13 protein-coding genes and 2 pseudogenes are annotated in these 17,888 nt (G+C 66.7%); 9 read left to right on the forward strand and 6 right to left on the reverse strand.

Going from position 1 to position 17,888, the window contains the following annotated elements; all coding sequences use genetic code 11:
- The first annotated feature begins 49 nt into the window (after window positions 1-49).
- The 5 genes from CCS38_RS11020 to CCS38_RS11040 all read left to right on the forward strand — a co-directional run bounded on the left by CCS38_RS11020 (window position 50) and on the right by CCS38_RS11040 (window position 6,253).
- On the forward strand, window positions 50-1,867 hold the full coding sequence (locus tag CCS38_RS11020) for a DUF3556 domain-containing protein (RefSeq protein ID WP_223733043.1): 1,818 nt from the start codon (window positions 50-52) through the stop codon (window positions 1,865-1,867).
- A complete protein-coding gene (locus tag CCS38_RS11025) occupies window positions 1,864-3,294 on the forward strand; it encodes a phytoene desaturase family protein (RefSeq protein ID WP_223733044.1) in 1,431 nt (476 codons plus the stop codon). The genes CCS38_RS11020 and CCS38_RS11025 overlap by 4 nt, the downstream gene beginning before the upstream one ends.
- A gap of 131 nt (window positions 3,295-3,425) precedes the next feature.
- Window positions 3,426-4,286 carry a 3-hydroxybutyryl-CoA dehydrogenase gene (locus tag CCS38_RS11030; RefSeq protein ID WP_223733045.1) on the forward strand — a complete coding sequence of 287 codons (861 nt, stop codon included), beginning with the start codon at window positions 3,426-3,428 and terminating at the stop codon, window positions 4,284-4,286.
- 108 nt (window positions 4,287-4,394) lie between these two features.
- Window positions 4,395-4,733: a hypothetical protein gene (locus CCS38_RS11035; RefSeq protein ID WP_223733046.1), complete on the forward strand. Its 339-nt coding sequence runs from the start codon at window positions 4,395-4,397 to the stop codon at window positions 4,731-4,733.
- A 236-nt stretch (window positions 4,734-4,969) separates the two neighbouring features.
- Window positions 4,970-6,253 (forward strand): PucR family transcriptional regulator, encoded by a 1,284-nt coding sequence (locus CCS38_RS11040; RefSeq protein ID WP_223733047.1) that lies wholly within the window; start codon window positions 4,970-4,972, stop codon window positions 6,251-6,253.
- Window positions 6,254-6,278: 25 nt separating this feature from the next.
- On the opposite strand, the pseudogene CCS38_RS11045 reads toward CCS38_RS11040, so the two are convergent.
- Both CCS38_RS11045 and CCS38_RS11050 read right to left on the reverse strand, forming a co-directional pair.
- Window positions 6,279-7,087, reverse strand: a pseudogene (locus CCS38_RS11045) (IS5 family transposase).
- A 37-nt stretch (window positions 7,088-7,124) separates the two neighbouring features.
- On the reverse strand, window positions 7,125-7,604 hold the full coding sequence (locus tag CCS38_RS11050) for an I66 family serine proteinase inhibitor (protein WP_223733048.1): 480 nt from the start codon (window positions 7,602-7,604) through the stop codon (window positions 7,125-7,127).
- 553 nt (window positions 7,605-8,157) lie between these two features.
- Between CCS38_RS11050 and CCS38_RS11055 the strand changes: the two genes are divergently transcribed.
- A complete protein-coding gene (locus tag CCS38_RS11055) occupies window positions 8,158-8,673 on the forward strand; it encodes a hypothetical protein (protein ID WP_223733049.1) in 516 nt (171 codons plus the stop codon).
- A 324-nt stretch (window positions 8,674-8,997) separates the two neighbouring features.
- Here the strand turns inward: CCS38_RS11055 and CCS38_RS11060 are convergent, their stop codons facing one another.
- The 4 genes and pseudogenes from CCS38_RS11060 to CCS38_RS11075 form a co-directional block, all read right to left on the reverse strand.
- A complete protein-coding gene (locus CCS38_RS11060) occupies window positions 8,998-9,792 on the reverse strand; it encodes a hypothetical protein (RefSeq protein WP_223733050.1) in 795 nt (264 codons plus the stop codon).
- A 44-nt stretch (window positions 9,793-9,836) separates the two neighbouring features.
- The gene (locus tag CCS38_RS11065; RefSeq protein WP_223733051.1) at window positions 9,837-10,286 is read right to left on the reverse strand and encodes a hypothetical protein; all 450 of its coding nucleotides are present in this window, start codon (window positions 10,284-10,286) and stop codon (window positions 9,837-9,839) included.
- 288 nt (window positions 10,287-10,574) lie between these two features.
- A pseudogene (locus tag CCS38_RS11070) lies at window positions 10,575-10,898 on the reverse strand (oxidoreductase); the annotation flags it as partial.
- A gap of 336 nt (window positions 10,899-11,234) precedes the next feature.
- On the reverse strand, window positions 11,235-11,570 hold the full coding sequence (locus CCS38_RS11075) for a histone-like nucleoid-structuring protein Lsr2 (protein WP_223733052.1): 336 nt from the start codon (window positions 11,568-11,570) through the stop codon (window positions 11,235-11,237).
- 1,058 nt (window positions 11,571-12,628) lie between these two features.
- Here CCS38_RS11075 and CCS38_RS11080 point away from each other — a divergent pair.
- From CCS38_RS11080 to CCS38_RS11090, 3 genes are all read left to right on the forward strand, one after another.
- Complete coding sequence (locus CCS38_RS11080) at window positions 12,629-13,039, forward strand: DUF4352 domain-containing protein (RefSeq protein WP_223733053.1); 411 nt, start codon at window positions 12,629-12,631, stop codon at window positions 13,037-13,039.
- A gap of 249 nt (window positions 13,040-13,288) precedes the next feature.
- Entirely contained in the window at window positions 13,289-14,524 is a 1,236-nt protein-coding gene (locus tag CCS38_RS11085; RefSeq protein WP_223733054.1) for a protein kinase domain-containing protein, read from the forward strand.
- A 759-nt stretch (window positions 14,525-15,283) separates the two neighbouring features.
- The gene (locus tag CCS38_RS11090; RefSeq protein ID WP_223733055.1) at window positions 15,284-17,878 is read left to right on the forward strand and encodes a competence protein CoiA family protein; all 2,595 of its coding nucleotides are present in this window, start codon (window positions 15,284-15,286) and stop codon (window positions 17,876-17,878) included.
- The last annotated feature ends 10 nt before the right edge of the window (window positions 17,879-17,888 follow it).

Raw genomic sequence — 17,888 nt, forward strand, 5'->3', positions numbered from 1 at the left:
GATCCAACTCCGTTCGGCCGGTACCCCCTTGTCTTCGAAGGAGCCGCACGTGGGGTTCAAAACAGGTGATTTCCCGCCCGTCGACGTCGAGACGTTCCTGGACAAGCCGTTGCGTGAGCGGATCAGGACGCTCGCCCTGCACTGGGTGGAGTACGGGTTCGGCTCACCCAAGGTGATCCATACGACCTATGTCGTCAAGCTGCTCGTCCTCTACATGCTGGGCGGCACGGCCGTGGCGACCTGGACCTCCGGGCTGGGTCCGTTCTGGGACGTGGCCCATTGGTGGAACGAGCCGATCGTCTACCAGAAGTTGGTGCTGTGGACGGTGTTGCTGGAGACGCTGGGACTCGCTGGTTCCTGGGGCCCGATCGCCGGCAAGTTCAAGCCGATGACCGGGGGCATCCTGTTCTGGGCCCGTCCCGGCACGATTCGTCTGCGGCCGTGGCGACGGGTGCCGTTCACATCCGGCGACCGCCGCACGCCGGGTGACGTCGTGCTCTACCTCGCCCTGCTCGCGACTCTTCTGGTCGCGCTCCTGCTGCCGGGCGTCCCGAGCGCCACGCTGTCGGTGGTCCTCCCGGAGAACACCACCGGACTGGTGAATCCTGAGCTGCTGATCGCGCCCATGGCGTTGCTGGTTGTGTGCGGACTGCGCGACAAGACGATCTTCCTGGCGGCTCGTGGGGAGCAGTACCTGCCGGCCCTGGTCTTCTTCACCTTCCTGCCGTTCGTCGACATGATCATCGCGCTCAAGCTGCTGATCGTCGCCGTGTGGGTCGGCGCGGGCGTGTCGAAGTTCGGGCTGCACTTCTCCAACGTCGTGCCTCCGATGGTCTCCAACAGCCCCTGCGTACCCGCGAAGTGGTTCAAGCGCGCCCACTACCGCGACTTCCCGCGCGACATCCGCCCCTCGAAGGTCGCTGGGGCCCTGGCGCACATCGGCGGCACCACCGTCGAGATCATCACCCCTCTGGTGCTGCTGTTCTCCACCGATCCCTACGTGACCCTGGCCGCCGTCGCGCTCATGGTCCTTTTTCACCTGTTCATCACCTCGACGTTCCCGCTGGCGGTGCCGTTGGAGTGGAACATCCTCTTCGCGTTCGCCTCGGTGTTCCTGTTCTGGGGCTTCCCCGCCTGGTCCGGCTACGGCATCGGTGACGTTTCCTCCCCGTGGCTGACGGTCGTGATCGCAGGCGGGCTGCTGTTCTTCCCGGTGCTCGGCAACCTGCGGCCCGACCTGGTGTCCTTCCTGCCGTCGATGCGCCAGTACGCCGGCAACTGGGCCTCGGCGCTGTGGGCCTTCGCGCCTGGTGCGGAGGACAAGCTCAACTCCATGGTGCACCGGCCGACGAAGAACCAGGTCGACCAGTTGCAGGCGATGGGCTACCCCGCCCCGGTCGCCGAGGTCACCATGCAGCAGACGATCGCCTGGCGGGCGATGCACAGCCAGGGCCGCGGCCTGTTCTCGTTGCTGATCAGGCACATCCCCGACCTCGACCGGTGGACGGTGCGCGAGGCGGAGTTCGGCTGCAACTCGCTGATCGGGTTCAACTTCGGTGACGGCCACCTCCACAACGAGGACCTGATCCGCGCCGTGCAGAGCCGCGTCGGCTTCGCGCCCGGCGAGTGGATCGTCGTGTGGGTGGAGTCCCAGGCCATCCACAGCAAGGTCCAGCACTACAAGGTCATCGACGCCGCCCTCGGGGTGATCGAGCGCGGGACGTGGCGGGTCGCCGACGCCGTCCGTGAGCAGCCGTGGCTGCCGAACGGGCCGATCCCGACCCAGGTCACCTGGTCGGCCGCCGCACAGCCGGTGCTCGCCCGGCGCGAGGGCGAGAACGGCTTCGGCGAGAGGACGCCTGCATGAGCACGGCTGTAGTGGTCGGCAGCGGACCCAACGGGCTCGCGGCCGCCGCCCTCCTGGCCCGGGAGGGCGTGCAGGTCACTGTTCTCGAGGCTGCCGACGCGATCGGCGGCGGCACCCGCAGCAGCGAGGCGCTCCTGCCCGGGCTCCTGCACGACCACTGCTCCGCCATTCATCCGATGGCCGTGGGATCGACGTTCTTGCAGAGCCTCGACCTGGCCCGCTACGGCCTTGAGTGGAGGCTTCCGGAGATCGACTGCGTGCACCCGCTCGACGGCGGTACGGCCGGCGTCCTGCACCGCTCCCTCCACCGGACCGCCACCGGTCTGGGACTGGACGGCGGCCGGTGGCGCCGGCTGTTCGGCGGTCCCGTCGCCGCCTACGACGAGCTGGCCGAGGACATCATGGGTCCGCTGCTGCGGATCCCGAGCCACCCGCTGCGGCTCGCCCGCTTCGGGATCCCCGCGCTCGTCCCGGCCACGGTCCTGGCCCGGATGTTCACGACCGGGGAGGCCCGGGCCCTGTTCGGCGGCGTGGCGGCGCACGCGTTCCAGCCACTGCACCTGCCACTGAGCTCCAGCATCGGTCTGGGGATCCTCACCGCCGGGCACCGACACGGCTGGGCGGTCGCCGAAGGCGGTTCGCGCTCGATCACCGATGCCCTGGCGGCGCTGCTCGTCGCCCTCGGCGGCACGATCGAGACCGGCGTCCGGGTGAGGTCGGCCTCCCATCTGCCGGCCACGGACGTCACCCTGTTCGACCTCGCGCCCACCGCGGTGGCCGACATCCTCGGTGACCGGCTGCCCCCACGCATCGCCCGCGCCTACCGGCGCTTCCGGTACGGACCGGGTGCCTTCAAGGTCGACTTCGCCGTCGAGGGCGGCGTTCCCTGGACGGCCGAGCCGGCGCGCCGGGCCGGGACGGTGCACCTCGGCGGCACGTTCGCCGAGGTGGCCACCACCGAGCGGGAGATCAGTGCCGGACGGATGCCAGAGCGGCCGTTCGTGCTGGTGGGCCAGCAGTACCTGGCCGACCCGGGGCGCTCGGTCGGTGACGTTCACCCGGTGTGGACCTACGCGCACGTGCCGAACGGTTACACCGGCGATGCCACGGAGGCGATCACCGCCCAGATCGAGCGGTTCGCCCCGGGCTTCCGGGAGCGGATCGTCGGCCGTGCGGTACGCACGACCTCCGACTTCGCCGAGTACAACCCGAACTACGTCGGCGGGAACATCATGACCGGCGCCAAGAACATCCCTCAGCTGGTGTTCGGACCTCGCCTCACCCTGAACCCGTACGAGGTCGGATTGCCCGGCCATTACCTCTGCTCGGCAGCGACCCCGCCCGGACCCGGAGCGCACGGTATGTGCGGCGCCCATGCCGCCGAGGCCGCCCTGCGGTACCTGAATCGCGCGGCTCGCACCCGGTGATTCCACCTCCTGTCAGCCCGGAACGCAGGACACCCCATGTCACGGGCGGTGTCGACAGACAGAACGTCGGCAGCCGGGATGCGCCGCACCGTCCGGGATCGACACAAGCACTCCGTCCGTCAGGAAGCCACATGCATTCCATCACCAGTCTCGGCGTCGTCGGCTGCGGCCTCATGGGCTCCGGCATCGCCGAAGTCGCCACGCGCAGCGGTCTCGACGTCCTCGTCGTCGAGGCCGACCGCAACGCCGCTGAAGCCGGCCGCCGTCGCATCACCGCATCCCTCGACCGTGGGGTACGGCGCGGCAAACTCAGCGAGGAACAGCGCGATCACGCACTCGACCGCCTCACCTTCACTCACGACCTCGGCGACCTGGCCGACCGCGAGTTCGTCATCGAGGCAGTTGCGGAGAACCGTGATCTCAAGGTCGACGTCATCCGGTTTTTGGACAAGATCGTCGAAGACCCCGCGGCGATACTGGCCACCAACACCTCCGCGATCCCCATCGTCGACCTGGCCGCTGTCACCGATCGGCCCGAGCAGGTCATCGGCATGCACTTCTTCAACCCCGTGCAGGTGCAGCAGTTGATAGAGCTCGTCCCCGCCCTCACCACCAGCCGGGAAACCACGGAGCGTGCTCGCCACCTCACCGGACAATTGGGCAAGCGTGCCATCCAGGCGCCTGACCGCTCAGGGTTCGTGGTCAACGCCCTGCTCATCCCCTACCTGCTCGGCGCGGTACGGATGGTGGAGTCGGGGGGCGCACTCCCGGACGACGTCGACCGGGGCATGGAACTCGGCTGCGCCCACCCCATGGGACCGCTCCGTCTGCTCGACCTCATCGGCCTGGACACCGCCCAGGCTGCAGCCGAGTCGATGTACGAGGAGTTCAAGGAACCGCTGTACGCGCCGCCTGCCCTGCTGCGCCGCATGGTCGCCGCCGGCCATCTCGGCCGCAAGAGCGGCCGGGGTTTCTACCACTACGCCGCTTGACCCGACCGAAGATCCCGACGAAACAGATCCGCGTCGCCCGCCTGACGTCGGGAGCCTGAAGGCGAAGGTGTCCGTACCCCTTCACGGGCCGATCGAAAGTCTTGAATCATGCCTCGCGCACAACTGCACGCCTACGTTTCGCCAAGTTCCCCCGCACAGGAGAACGCCTTCAACAAGTGGTTCGACGAGATCCACATCCCGCAGGTCGTGGAGCGGATTCCCGGGATCATCGGCGGCCGCCGCTACCGACTCAGCGAGACACAACTGGTGCCCGCCGAAGACCTGCCCACCCGCCGCTACCTCTCGATCTACGAGATCGACACGCACGATCTGCCGGCCGTGGCGGACCAGCTGGTCCAGGCCCTGGGGGACGGAACGCTCGACATCACCGACGCCATCGACATGCACGTCCTGGGCCCGGTCCTCCATTTCTACGAGTCGGTGTGAACCATCCGCCCCGAGCATCGACCGGCAGCACATCCGTAGTGATCACCAGCGGTGCCTCGTCATCGGAGGCGACGGACTGATGCCGGATGCCCGGCGCCCGACACCCCCCCCCGGGGGACGGCGCCGCGTCGCTCACGGCCGTGGGCTGGGAAACTTATGGTGGACAGGTCCTCTCCAGCGACCCCGCCTGCATGCCCACGGCGCCGCCGACCGGCGTGGACGTACTTGGAGGTGCGATGACAACCGGGACGGACGAAGAAATCCTGCGACTGGTGGCTCAGACCGCGCGGCGACTCAACGACGGCCAGCCCGACATCGCTCTCGCCATGAGCCGACGCCTCGCCCGCCAGATCAGCCACCTGGACGAGGACCAGCGGCTCGTCGAGCTGCTCGAGGCCAGCGTCGATGCCAATGTGAAGACGATCATTCACATCCTCGCCAACGACATTCCCATCCAGCACCTCCAGCCCACCACCGCCGCCACCGAATACGCCCTGCGCCTCGCACAGCGCGACATCCCCGCGCACTCCCTGGTCCGCGCCTATCACATGGGCCAGAACAACTTCATCGAAGCGAGTTTCCCGGCAGTGCAGCAGCTGGACTGCCATCCCGACCTGAAACTGGAGGTACTGCGCCATATCTCCGGTGTCGTCTACCAGTACATCGACTGGATCTCGCTGTACGTGTTCGACACGTACGAAAAGGAGAAGAGGCGCTGGATCAGCGCTCGCGGAAACCTGCACTCCTCCCTGATCCACAAGCTCATCGCCGGCCAGCCCCTGAGTACCTCCCTCTTCGAGCACGAGACCGGCTACCGCCTTGACCAGTTCCACGTCGGTGCGGTCGTCTGGAACACCGAGGCCGCGCTCAGCCCGGACGATCCCCGCAACCTCGAACGCTTCGTCCTCAGACTCGCCGCCAGCTGCGCCTGTATCGGCCCTCCGATCATTACAGCGGTCGATCCCAGCATGGTCTGGGCATGGTTGCCGTTCGGGCCGAAGCCGCCTTCGCTCGACATGGACGCCGTCCGCGACGCCACCGTCCACCTGGTCAAGGAATGCCGGCTCGCCCTCGGCCTGCCGGCCCGCGGCTTGACGGGCTTCAAGCGCACCCACGAACAGGCACAATCCGCCAAGGCCGTCGCTCTCGCCTCCAACGGCCGGACCCCTGCCGCAGTGAGCTTCGGCGACCCCGGGGTGGCCATGGTCTCGCTGCTCGCCAAGGACATGGACTCGACCGGTCAGTGGGTGCGCGAAGTGCTCGGTCCGCTCGCCCGCGACGACGACAACGCCGCCGAACTGCGCCGCACCCTCCATGTCTTCTTCACCATGGGCGAGAACTACGGCAAGACCGCCGAACTGCTCAACGTGCACCGCAACACGGTCAAGTACCGGGTGAGCAAAGTGTTTGACCCGCCCGGACTCCTCCCCGCACACAATCGTATGGACATCGCACTCGCCCTGCAGATCTGCCACTTCCTCGGTCCGGCAGCGCTGTCCGGCGGCTGGCAGGGAGAGTGATGTCACCTAGGTAGCGTCTGGACGATCACGCCTCGAGCCAGATGAGCGTGCTGGCCAGGGTGATGGCGGCCAGGTAGCGGTCGGGCAGCTTGTCGTAACGGGTGGCGATGCCCCGCCATTGCTTGAGGCGGTGGAAGCAGCGCTCGACGACGTTGCGGCGCCGGTAGACGGCTCAGTCGAAGCCGCAGGGCCGTTCACGGCGACGTCGTCGGCCCGCGAGCTGGTCTACGCGTTCGGGAATGGTCGCTTTGATTCCGCGTCTGCGCAGGTAGGCGCGGAAGGTGCGGGCCGAGTAGCCCTTGCCGGCGACCACCCGCTCCGGGCGGACACGAGGCCGTCCCGGTCCGGGCCGGAGGACGCGGATCTTGTCGATGACAGTCTCGGCCTGGGTGCAGTCGTTGCGCGTGCCGGCCGTGACCGTGAAGGCCAGGGGCCGGCCACGTCCGTCGCAGGCCAGGTGGATCTTGCTGGTCAGCCCGCCGCGGGAGCGTCCGAGCCCACGTTCGTCGAGCCCCCTTTGGCGGCCGTGTGCTGGTGGGCTCGGACCATGGTGGAGTCCAGCGCGACCAGCCAGTCCACCTCCGCCCGCTGCTGGGCGGCCAGGAGTCGGTCGAAGGTTCCATCAGCGGCCCAGCGGGCGAAGCGTCCGTGCACGGTCTGCCAGAGACCGAACCGCTCCGGCAGATCCCTCCAGGGCACACCGGTGCGGAACTTGAACACGATGCCCTCCAGGACCTGGCAGTGATCCCGCCACCTGCCCCGGGCACGACCCGCTGGCGGCAACAACGGCTCGATCACCGACCAGGCGGCGTCAGTTATCTCCCCATCCCTCACGACCAGTCCAAAGATCGGATGATCGGAAAGACACTACCTAAGTGACGGGGAGGATAGCCGCGAACATCTTTTCCGGGTTCTGTGGCTGAGGGTTGACCACGATGGGCTTGGGGTTCGAGGACCCGTCCTCGGCCGCCCTGCGACCGATGTACGTGTTGGACGCGAGGTTGCGCAGGCGGTAGTGGGCCCCGTCGTCATCTTCGGATGGGTCGAGGACCCACACGGCGTTCGGCGGGTAGAAAGGCGGCAAGCTCTTCCCTACGGGAATGAAGCCCACTTCGACCTGGGCGTCCGCCTCCTCCGGATCTGCGAGCTTGAGTCCCTTACCGAAGCCCTCCACTGCGTCGATGATGACGAAGTGGTTCTCACCCCTGGCCTCGTCAGAGACGAGCTTCCACGAGCCGGCGGGGGGCTCGGGCGTCAGGACTGCGAACGCTCGTCCGTCGATCCCCGCGACACCTCCTCCGGCGAAGTGGATGCGCACTTCCGTGTCACGGAGCTGGTCCAAGCTGCCCATGCCGCCTCCTCGCCATCGACTGGACCGCCGACCGGTCCGAGCCGGAAACGTCTCAGGAGCTCTGAAGTTACGCCACAGGGCAGCGGACCACCTGAACGAAAAGAAACTTCTGGCCACGGGCTCAGGGGCTCAGCGGGCCTCGGGAGAACCCGCGGGGTGTCGCGCAACTACGACACCCCCTACTACTCCTTCACACTGCTTGGTGGGACGCCCGGTCGGTGGCCCACCGGTCCATCCTCACAGGACCGGCGCGGTGCCCGGCGTCGGGTGCCGGGCACCGCGGAGGTCTACCGGGCCGTGCTGTCGTCCCTGCCGGGTCGGCAACCCGCTAAGAAAAGCGCGGCTACATCTAGCTGGGAACTGTCACCGCAGCAGCCCCCATCATGTGGCTCCGCACATGATCGCCCGGACAGGGCCTAGACGACCAAGATCGATCTCAGCGCCAACCACGGTTCCATCCCCGGGACCGGTCTCCCGGGGGGCGACTGTGTCCGGATGCGGATGGCTGATCATCATCTCGCGCTGTCCGGACGGCAGCCACCACAGTGGCGCGATGGACGCAGGACTTGCCGCCGTACTCGGCACCACCGTCGGAGCCATCGGTACGCCAGCAACAGGCGCCACCGCGGCGCTCCTCAGCCGCAGCACAGCCCGTGACCAGGTCAGGACCGAAACCTTACGGGCCCTCCGAGAGGCACGGCGGGCCACCTACGCCGGCTTTGCCGAGACGGCCGGCCGCTACGTGGACATGCTCGCCACCACGCTCATCCCCCTCGAACGCGTCGATCGGTTCCCGGAGCAGCGCGAGGCGTGGATCGAGAACGCGCACAAGCACTGGAAGAAGGCGCTCAGGTTCAGGCAGGACGAGTTCCAGCAAGGGCGGATCCTTCTCTACCTGGACGCCGCACCCCCGGTGGCCGGCGGTGTGCTGGGGACGACCGCACAGACCGTGTTCAACAACGACGACCGGCCGTGGAACTTCTACTACGGCGCTAACTGCGAAAACTTCGCGTATGCGCTGGCAGAGGGCGAGCACAACCCCACCGACAAGGTGTTCAGCTGGAAGTAGCCCTCGGCAACGGCTTCGCCCCTGCCCCGCATGACGGCGGGGCAGGGGCGAAGCCGTCAGATCGAGGCGGGAGGTCGCTTCGTACGCGGCATCCGGACTCATCTGCCGCCGGCACACAGCCGACCAACCTGGCGCTCTGCCGGCGAAGCCCCTGCCGTCGGAGGACTCCGCGCGGTCGAAGGGGACGGAGCCGCCGCGTAACTTTGCGCCGCGGAGACCGTGCCGCCGGAGATCTCCACGTTGCGGAAGGAGACCTGGCCACCGGAGAGCTTCGCGCCGCTGACGTCGGCGTTTGCGCCTTTCGCTCCGCGTGGCGGCGAGGAGTCAGGCGGTGGCCGGTGACGGCGTGTGGGAGACGGTCACCACGGCAGGCACGGAGTGGCCTGTCGTCCGCAGCGCATCCCCGGTCGCTTCGGTCAGCCACGCTGCCACCTCCGGAGACCACTCCCGCGCGCGGACCACGAACTGTGCCATTGGCCGGGTTCCCTGCAGCAGCTCGCCGCTCGTCCCGCGGCGCGCAAGATGCGCCGCGTCGATCCTCGAAGGCATACGCGTCTCGGCCGCCGTGCCAAGGCGCTCCTGCACAGCGGTGAGCACACGCGCTGGCTCCTTCGGGGCGTCCCATGCTGCGGTGGGGGCTGCGGAGACCGTTACGCGGACATCGACGGGCGCGGACGGGGAGGCCAGGGAGAACCACTCCCGCATGTCGTCCAGGTCATCGGACGCGTCCCCGGCGGTGATCTGGAGCGGAAGGTAGGTGCACAGCGCGGTGAACGCGACGTCCCCCACCCGCCCGAGGGCGTCGAACAGCATCCGGGTCATCGGCAGCACCGGCAGACGCGGGTGGCGAACGTCTTCGGGAATGTCGGCCCGCATCCAGGCGAGTTCGCGGACTTCGTCGCCGCCGGCCCAGTCACCGCCCTTGTCGCATTCCAGCCAGCGCTCCGGGTCGTGAAAGAGCTTCTTCCCCTGCGGCGTGCGCCAGCCGTAGGGCGCGTGCCAGCCATATGCCTCCGCGCGCACCAGGGCAAGATCCATCACCGTCTCGCGGAACTCCTCCGTGTCAGCGTTCTCAAGCCAGGAATGCCGGTTGAGGACCCCGTGCACTCCCACAGTCATTCCACAGTGCATAACAGCTCCCCAACCGGCTTCCCGTGCTCACGTCACACGCCGCAACGCAGCTTCACGGTCTTGGTGTACGCCTTCTCCGGCGAGTCATTGACACCGACGACGTCGACATCGATCAAGCTACGCCACTGACGCGTCCTGTGGTTGTTGCACTTCTTCAGCGCGGTGGTGCTCGGCTTCCGGCTGCGCGGCTTGGCCGGCTTGATGGTCTTCACGCCCTTGGCGACCGTGTGCCAGCGGCTGCCCTTCTTGGCCCTCACCTGCAGCCACACGGTGACCTTGGCCTTGCTGCCGTCGTCGCTGAACTTCCGCCACCAGCCGTGCGCCGAGGCAGTACGCGGCGCGGAGCTGGAGACGTGCACCCTGTCCCCGTAGGTGCGGAAAACACCGGCCCCTTGGGCGTGGACGTCACCGCTGGTGCGGGTCGCGCCGGCTCCGTCGGAGTCTGCGTGAGCCGGGACGGCCGCACCGGTGGTCAGCAGCACCGCCATGGCGGTGGAGGCGCCGACCGTTGCTTCGGTCCTCCAGTGACGACATTCACGTATCCGCTCGACTGCTCATTTCGTTTGAGGCAACAGCCAACCTCTCTTCCACGCGCAGCTGTTGTGCGTCCCTCGCGATCACCCGAACCACACGAGGCGCCCCGGCCGCCCTAAGCGGGAGCCCCAAGTGCAGCGAAAGGGGCGATGCCCCCAACAAGTAACGAAGAGACGGAGTTCTCAAGCACAGAGCGCCAGAGAACTGCACGTAATGACTTGAAGGTTGGTGCAGCTTGCGTGAGCTATTCGGACGCCAGCGGCGGCACCCTGGGCCTTGATGAAGTCGGTGATGCGCCGGAAGGCCGCGACCTGGGTGTCGTTCCACAGCCCCAGGTCATACGGGCTGATGCGACCCTCGGGGCTGACGGCGGTGGCCTCGGTGATGATCAGGCCCGTGCCGCCGACGGCGCGGGCCGCCAGGTGCTGGAAGTGCCAGTCGTTGGGCACACCCTGCTCGGGCCCCTCCGGCGCCGCCGAGTACTGGCACATCGCAGCCATCCACAGACGGTTCGGCATGGTCAGCTGCCGAAGAGTGATCGGCTCGAACAGTGCGCTCACAACAGGCTCCCTGTTCATGAACGAGGGCGGACACGACTCCGGACAGAGCAAGCCCGAAGCCTTGATACGAGAGACATCGTAGTACGGCAACCATCGAACTAAGGAGATCGCCCGACGACCGACTCGCCACCGAACTACGACGCCCCTCGTACAACCGAACCCCGCCGGGGAGCATTCCTGATGCGCCGCGCGTGTCGCCAGCGTCACGGCCGACCGGGCGAGGGTGGCGTGACGGAGGGGTGGCCCACCACGACCGGACAAAGGGCTATGCCTCATAGAGATGACTCACATAAAGGGAAGCCCCCTGGAAAGGGGGCTTCCCGCACCAACCGACCATCAATGAGCGTTTTCGTACGCCTCACGGATCTCCGCAGGGATACGGCCGCGCTCGTTGACCTCGTAGCCGTTCTCCTTGGCCCAGAGCCTGATCGCCGCAGTGTCGCCACCGGCGCCTGCGTCAGCCTTGCCGCGCGGGGCACCACCGCGCGCCTTCTTCACACGTCGGCCGGCTTCCATGAAGGGCCGCACCGCTTCCAGGAACGAGTCGTACGAGTCCGAACCGAGGTCGATCTCGTATGTCGATCCGTTGACCGAAAAGGTGTGAGTTTTGGCGTCCTCGATTTCCTCACCGGTCAGGTCGTCCGTAATGACCGTGATGACCTTCTGAGCCATACCCATCCCTCCACATATTCCGCAGTGATAATGCAAGGGATGCTAAGCCCGCAAGGCCAAAAATGCCAACAGAACCAGATTAGACTTCCGTCACGGCAAGTAACCGGAACGCTCTCAACAGATCCCGCACACACTCCAGTAGGCCAGGACTGCGCCCCACGAACCATACCGCCCTGCAACGAATCAGTCGGCCTCGCACTCGGTGCGGCGGCACCGCCAGCCGGACAGCACTTGTGCACTAAAAGCCGCACTGAACCAGTTCCACAGCTCCACGAGCCGGGGGTCCACAGCACAGAGGTTCTTTGCCGATTTGCAGCCAACTGACGAATTGCAGCGAGAGACAGGTGACCTGTACAAAACAGGCGCCAACGCCAGCACAATCCGCCCGTACCGATCACCCGGCTTCACGGCGACGGAACTCGCACATGAGTCAGCAGGGAAGAACGGACTGCACGAATTCTTAATGCCCCCAACGGGCACGATACCGCTCACAGCCGCTGACGCCGCGGAGGCAATCCCGCGGCCACGGGGAGCGCAAGAGCGGGCCAGCGCAGACACAGTCATGGATCGGACCACCTCCGCGGAGGCGGGGACACGCGATCCCGGGACATCGACCCGTGCACTGGACCAACACCGCAGCGGCGGGGGACAGCCGAAGATTTCGACACGGATCTCCACGATGCCAGGGCCGTACCCGCAAGCACGGGGAAGTCTGCCTGGCAACTCATGTGCGAGCCGAACCAACCATGCTCACTATTAGTGTGAGTCCCGGCCACTCGGGTGTTCTGCACAGAAAACAGCTCGACCACTGTTTCATCACAGCTGGTCCATAAATCCCCATATCCATGGATGATGTATCGCACAGCACATGCATCCCAGGGGGGACCATGCACATACGCTCCGCCGCTGTGGCAGTGGCGGCACTCGCCATGCTGCTCACTGCTTGCTCCGACAGCACTACGGCTAAGCCGGAGCCCACCAAGTCCCGCAGTAGCAACCGGACGGAGCCGGCTGCCACGCCACACAAGCCGTTGACCTTGGGTAAGTCCAGTAAGTGGGTGGACGAGTCCGACGGCAGCAGAGCCGCTGGGGCCACCACCGCCATCGCCTACGAACAGCCCGTCGCTCGGGGCTCCGTGCAGCCTGAAGAGGAATTCGGTTCCGAGCAGGCGGGCTACGTATGGGCGGCGCTGGAGGTCAAGGTCTGCAGCACAGAGGGACAGGAGGTATACGTCAACAACACGCCGTGGTCCCTGGCATACGCCGACGGCGCTCGCGTCGAACCGTCGAGCGTTACCTACGGGGACTTTCCCAGACCGGAGTACCCGATCGGCGACACTGCGGTGCGGGTGGGCGACTGCGTACGCGGGAAGATCGTCTTCCCGGTTCCGGGGAATCAGCGTCCGGAGCGAGTCGTGTACGCACCGCCAAGCAGTGACGCCGTGGAATGGTCAGTGCCCTCTGTCTAACGCACCAACTACTCCTGGTTCGAGAACTACTCCCCGCACCCACGGAGACGATCCTGTCCGCTCTGAGGCGGAGGCTATCAGGCCCCGCTCCCGCACTGAACGACGCACTGTCCCGGGCAAGGGGCCGCTCTACCGACCAAGTAGTCATCGTGGCACCTGCATTACCGAAGGCGCGCGCGTTGCTCTACATTCCCTCTCATGTCAGCATCTCGTCCTCGCTCATGGGGCCCTTGGCGCTTTCTGCGGCCTATGAAGGGCGTCAGCCATGTCTGTGTCGTCCAGCACGCCGACAGCCGGCAGTCCGGCGTGTTGAAGACTCCCCGGACCAACGGTGGCAAAGTCACCACGACCACGCAGGAACGCTTTCAGCGAGAAGTGCGCTGGATGCAGCAGCTGACCGGTGAGGAGATCACAGGCATCGTGCCGGTCTTGGACGCCGATCCGCACGACCCGCCGAAATGGTTCGTCATGCCGCAAGCGCAGACGCTGCGGTCGGCGCTCAGCCCCCGTGGCCTGAATGCGGAGCTGCGGGAGGTAGTAGCGTCAATTCGTGAGATCGCGGATACGCTGGCCCGGCTCCATAAACGGGGCATCGCGCACCGCGACATCAAGCCCGACAACCTCCTCTACGCTCAGCAACGGCCTTTGGTGGCTGACTTCGGGATTGCGGGCTGGCCCGAGCGACCGCAGCTGACCGCTGTCGGTGCCGCGATGGGGCCGCTGTATTTCCTGGCCCCGGAGATGCGGTCCTTCGACCCGAAGAAGCCTGCCTTCGACGCCGACGTGTGGTCACTGGCCAAGACGCTGTTCGTGCTGGCCAAGGGCCTGGAGTTTCCGCCCGAGGGCACCCACTACGAACAGGGCAGGGCGTACTCGCTGTGGGCCGAGGGCGCGGAGGCATCGATGGACCTCACTCCGGTCCTCGAAGCCGCGACCGCATACGAGCCAAACCGCCGACTGACAATGGCCTCCTTCCGCGACGAGCTCTCAGCATGGCTGGAACTCCACCCCGACCCCGTCAGCCCGTCCCATCCCGCCTTCCGCCGGGGCCTTCGCGCCCTCAAAGCTGCCACCGCGGAGACCCGCCGTCATGAGGACGAACTGCGGCGCATGCTGCCACCACAGATGCGACTCCTGGCCTGGGCACAGCACGGGCAATCAACCCATTGGCTGGGGCCGGCCGTGGACGCCCGCAGCCCCGAGGACGTGAAACTGCTGGACCTGCACGGGTATCCGGACGACCCCGACTACAACGAGGAGGTGGACGGCATGTGCCTGATGAGCACGCTGCCGGATGAGCAAGGGCGGCGCATCGTGCTGGGCGGCTTCCTCATGGGAACCGTCACCACGCTGGCAGCCGAACTTCAGCAGGACGGCGCCCTGCTCGACAGCTGGAGCGAGGACGTCAACATCCTGCTGCCTACCGCGGCCATCGCTCTGCGTCGTATGACGCAACAGGCACAGGACGCGATCGTCGTTCGGTGATGCTCACCGAACGACGATCTAAGCGATCCACCTCACCACGCAGTCGCCGCCCCCTCGATCGAACCGCCCCCGCGAATGCAGGGAGCACTGGTTGAGCATCCCGATCCGTCGCGACCACGCCGGATCATCCCCGCGGGTGCGGGGAGCAGGTTACAGCGACGATAGCGACGTCGGGTCAACTGGAGTTAGCCCCTGCATGCGTGAGGTACCTCCGTACCGCCGTCGTGTTCAGCACGCTGACGGGTGCGTTGTGACGGGATGTCGCTGGTGTCTCCCTCATTTTCTCTCCGCCAGCTGGGACTGCTTCATATCCTTGGCCTTGCATGCTCCCCGCACCCGCGGGGATGACCCCCAGCACGGATCCGTATCTGTCACCCGCGCCCAGTGCTCCCCGCGCGCGGGAATGGCCGCCCTCGTTCTCGGTTGGAGCAGTACGGTCACCCGCCTGCTCCCCGCACTCGAGTGGGGCGGGGACGCCTCCCACGTACCGAGTGCATCGGCACACTCAAGCAGTCTCTACTAGCACTCATAGACGGAGCGCGTGACGAACTACGTGACAACGACGACGTGCAGCGGCGAGCGTCTGCAGACGTTCGCCGCTGGTTGGCGCACGTCAGAGCTCAACTTCCACACACGCCTGCGAGGTGAGCCACCGCTTCCCGGCGAGGCCCATGCGCTGCCCGGTGACGAGCCTCTTTACGTGTCGTAACCTGTTCGTCACCACATAGGGGAGGGGCATATCGTGCGTGCGGGGCGCCTGTGGCAGTGATCGACACTCGGCTGATACAGACCGCTGTGATCGGAAACTGCGACTCTGATCAACCGGTCATCCTCCCCGAGGAACCACACAACCTCGACCAGTTCCGTCTTCGCTTCGGAACAGATCGTTTCTGGTGCGGCACTCTGCTCGGCGGCTGCGGCGAGCAGCTGATGACGAAGCGGTACGAGGACAAGGTCTGCCACTTTGCCCACTTTCCGGATCCTGAGGGAGCCCGTGACTGTCACCGCACCGCCAAAGGCGTGGAGAGCGCTGACCATCTGTTCATCAAGCGGGACGTGGCTGCCTGGCTGGCGGGTCAAGGCCACGCGGCGCAGGCCGATCTGCGCAGTCTCGGCCACGGGCCAGGTGACGCTGTGGACTTCTGGTTACGCGCGACGGAGCAACTTCTGCGGTTCGAACTGCGCTCCGAGGACTACCGCACCTGGCGTCGGGCAGCTGACAGCCTCGCTGCCAAAGCGGGACACATCGAGTGGGTCTTCGGGAGCGATAGCCCTCTCGTTGACGACATGATGGCCCGACAGGGCTACGCCCTTCGCGTCCGCTGCGAAACCTCGGGAACCGACCGCCGCGTCCTGATCGGCGTCGCAACTCGCCAAGGGCCTGTTGTGTGGGCCCCGCTGGACGAGTGCCGGATGACTCCCCACGGCCTGGTGCCGCCTGCCCTGGAGGGCTTGGGTGCCGAGGGGACGGTACGGCCAGGTGGCAGCCGTAACGACCCGCTTCCCGCCAGCCTGGCGCTGCGCGGCACCGAGATCACCTTCGCTGTGGACGGCTCCGCCACGCCTCCGGTCGGATCCCCGTTGACCGCACCTGGCCGCTATCTGATCACGGCGTACGTCAAACCCGCCGGCAGCCGCATCGTGCAGGGCTACATTTCCCTGCCAGACGACAGCCCTGCACCGACCGAGGACTACGTCTATCAGCTCTCAGGCGTCGCACGAATCCTGATCAACGACGGCTCCACGACTGGCGAAGCCAGGTGGGCGATTCGCGCCGACGGGCTGACGCAGCTCAACGGGCTTGATGCGGAACATACCGGCCTGTGGCGCCCTGATGTCTCCCTGGGCAGGCCCCTCAAGACCGCGATCGCCCTGTCTGCCGGCGATACAAAGCCGCAGTCGGTCCCGCGCAAGTGCAGCAAGACGGCGGCTCGTATACGCGAGGCGCTGCTGGAGACTGCAGCGGCGCGGACCACGACCACTTGGGAGGAGCTTTCCAGGAAGATCGGGCTCGACGTCTCGAACCTGCCGAATGCCAGGCGCCGGGATCTGCTCGTCGAAGTTGATAGTCCTGCCACTCCTGAGAAGCCTCTGCTCTCTGTCCTCATCCGGGATCGGGCTGGGGAACCTCTGACGTACCTCACCACCGTCCTGGCCATATTGGGAAGGCGGACGCCGGGGTCGGGCTCCGCCATGTGGCGTTGGTGCAACCGGGAAGCCAGACGCACGTACGCGGCGCACAGCCCCGCAACGAGTGCTGCACCAGCAGCACGGAGCACCGAGGCCCGAGTGCCGTCCGATACAGACGATCCGGCGCCCGTTCCCGGCACCGCCTCGCTCGCGCGACTCCGCGCGCTAAGGGAATTGACCGACGAAGCCAAGAGAGTCCTGTCCAGAGCCACCGGGCGACGCGCTGCCCGCCTGGAGGAGGCCCTGGTAAAGGCCGAAGCGGCAGTGCGTGCTTTCGAGGACGCTTCATCGCGCGGACGCATTCGCAACATAGACGGCGGCGTCCTCCTTGAACTTGAACGTTTGATCGGTTATCCCGTGAAAGCGGAGAGGCCGACCGCCAGCCGGGGGAAGCAGAAGGCCGAGCGGGCGGCCCCCAGTCTCCCCAGGCCTACGCGGCAGCCGGAGCCGGTACCGCCCCGAGCGCGCGAACAGCGCAGTGCGCTGACCAACGAGGTAGTGGTGGACCGGATGCGTCCCGTTCTGGAAGAGCTCACCCTCGCAGGAGACACCATCGATACACTCATGCTCCGGGGAAAAATGGCACACATGAGGATCCTGCGGAGCCAGCACAAAGGTGCCCTGCCGGGTGACCTGCAGACGATGTTCGACGTGTGCAGCGACCGGCTGGCTCAGAGGCAGAGAGCAGGATACGCGGCCGTCACCGAGACCCCCACTGCCCCTCCGGTATCGACACCGTCCCAACGCCCAGTCCCCGCCGCCATGGCCGTCGCGCCTGCGGCCGAGTCCGCGACCGCGGATCAGCCCCGCCTCCCCGCAGACGAGCTCACCAAGATCGCCCGCGCCCTGAGGGACGTTCTTGAGAACGTGGCACGGCAGCAGTCGACCATTACGTGGTCAGGTATCCGGCAACGCATGGAGCGTCAGCTGCCGCACCTTCACCCTGACGACCAAGGCGAGGTGCTCGTGATGGTCGACCGCGACACCCCTGCGGGCGAGCCGCTGCTATCTGCACTGATCACAGTGGGAGACCGGCACGTTCACCCGCTCTACAGGCACGTGGGCCACTCCCTCGGGCGGCAACTCCCGTGCCCGGAGAATGGGCTCGAATCACAGTGGCAGATGGACGTTCTTCGCCTCCACTCCCTCTGGAGACACCGCTGATTCCAGCTGC

This window comes from Streptomyces purpurogeneiscleroticus (assembly GCF_020024005.1).
Classification (GTDB): domain Bacteria; phylum Actinomycetota; class Actinomycetes; order Streptomycetales; family Streptomycetaceae; genus Streptomyces; species Streptomyces purpurogeneiscleroticus.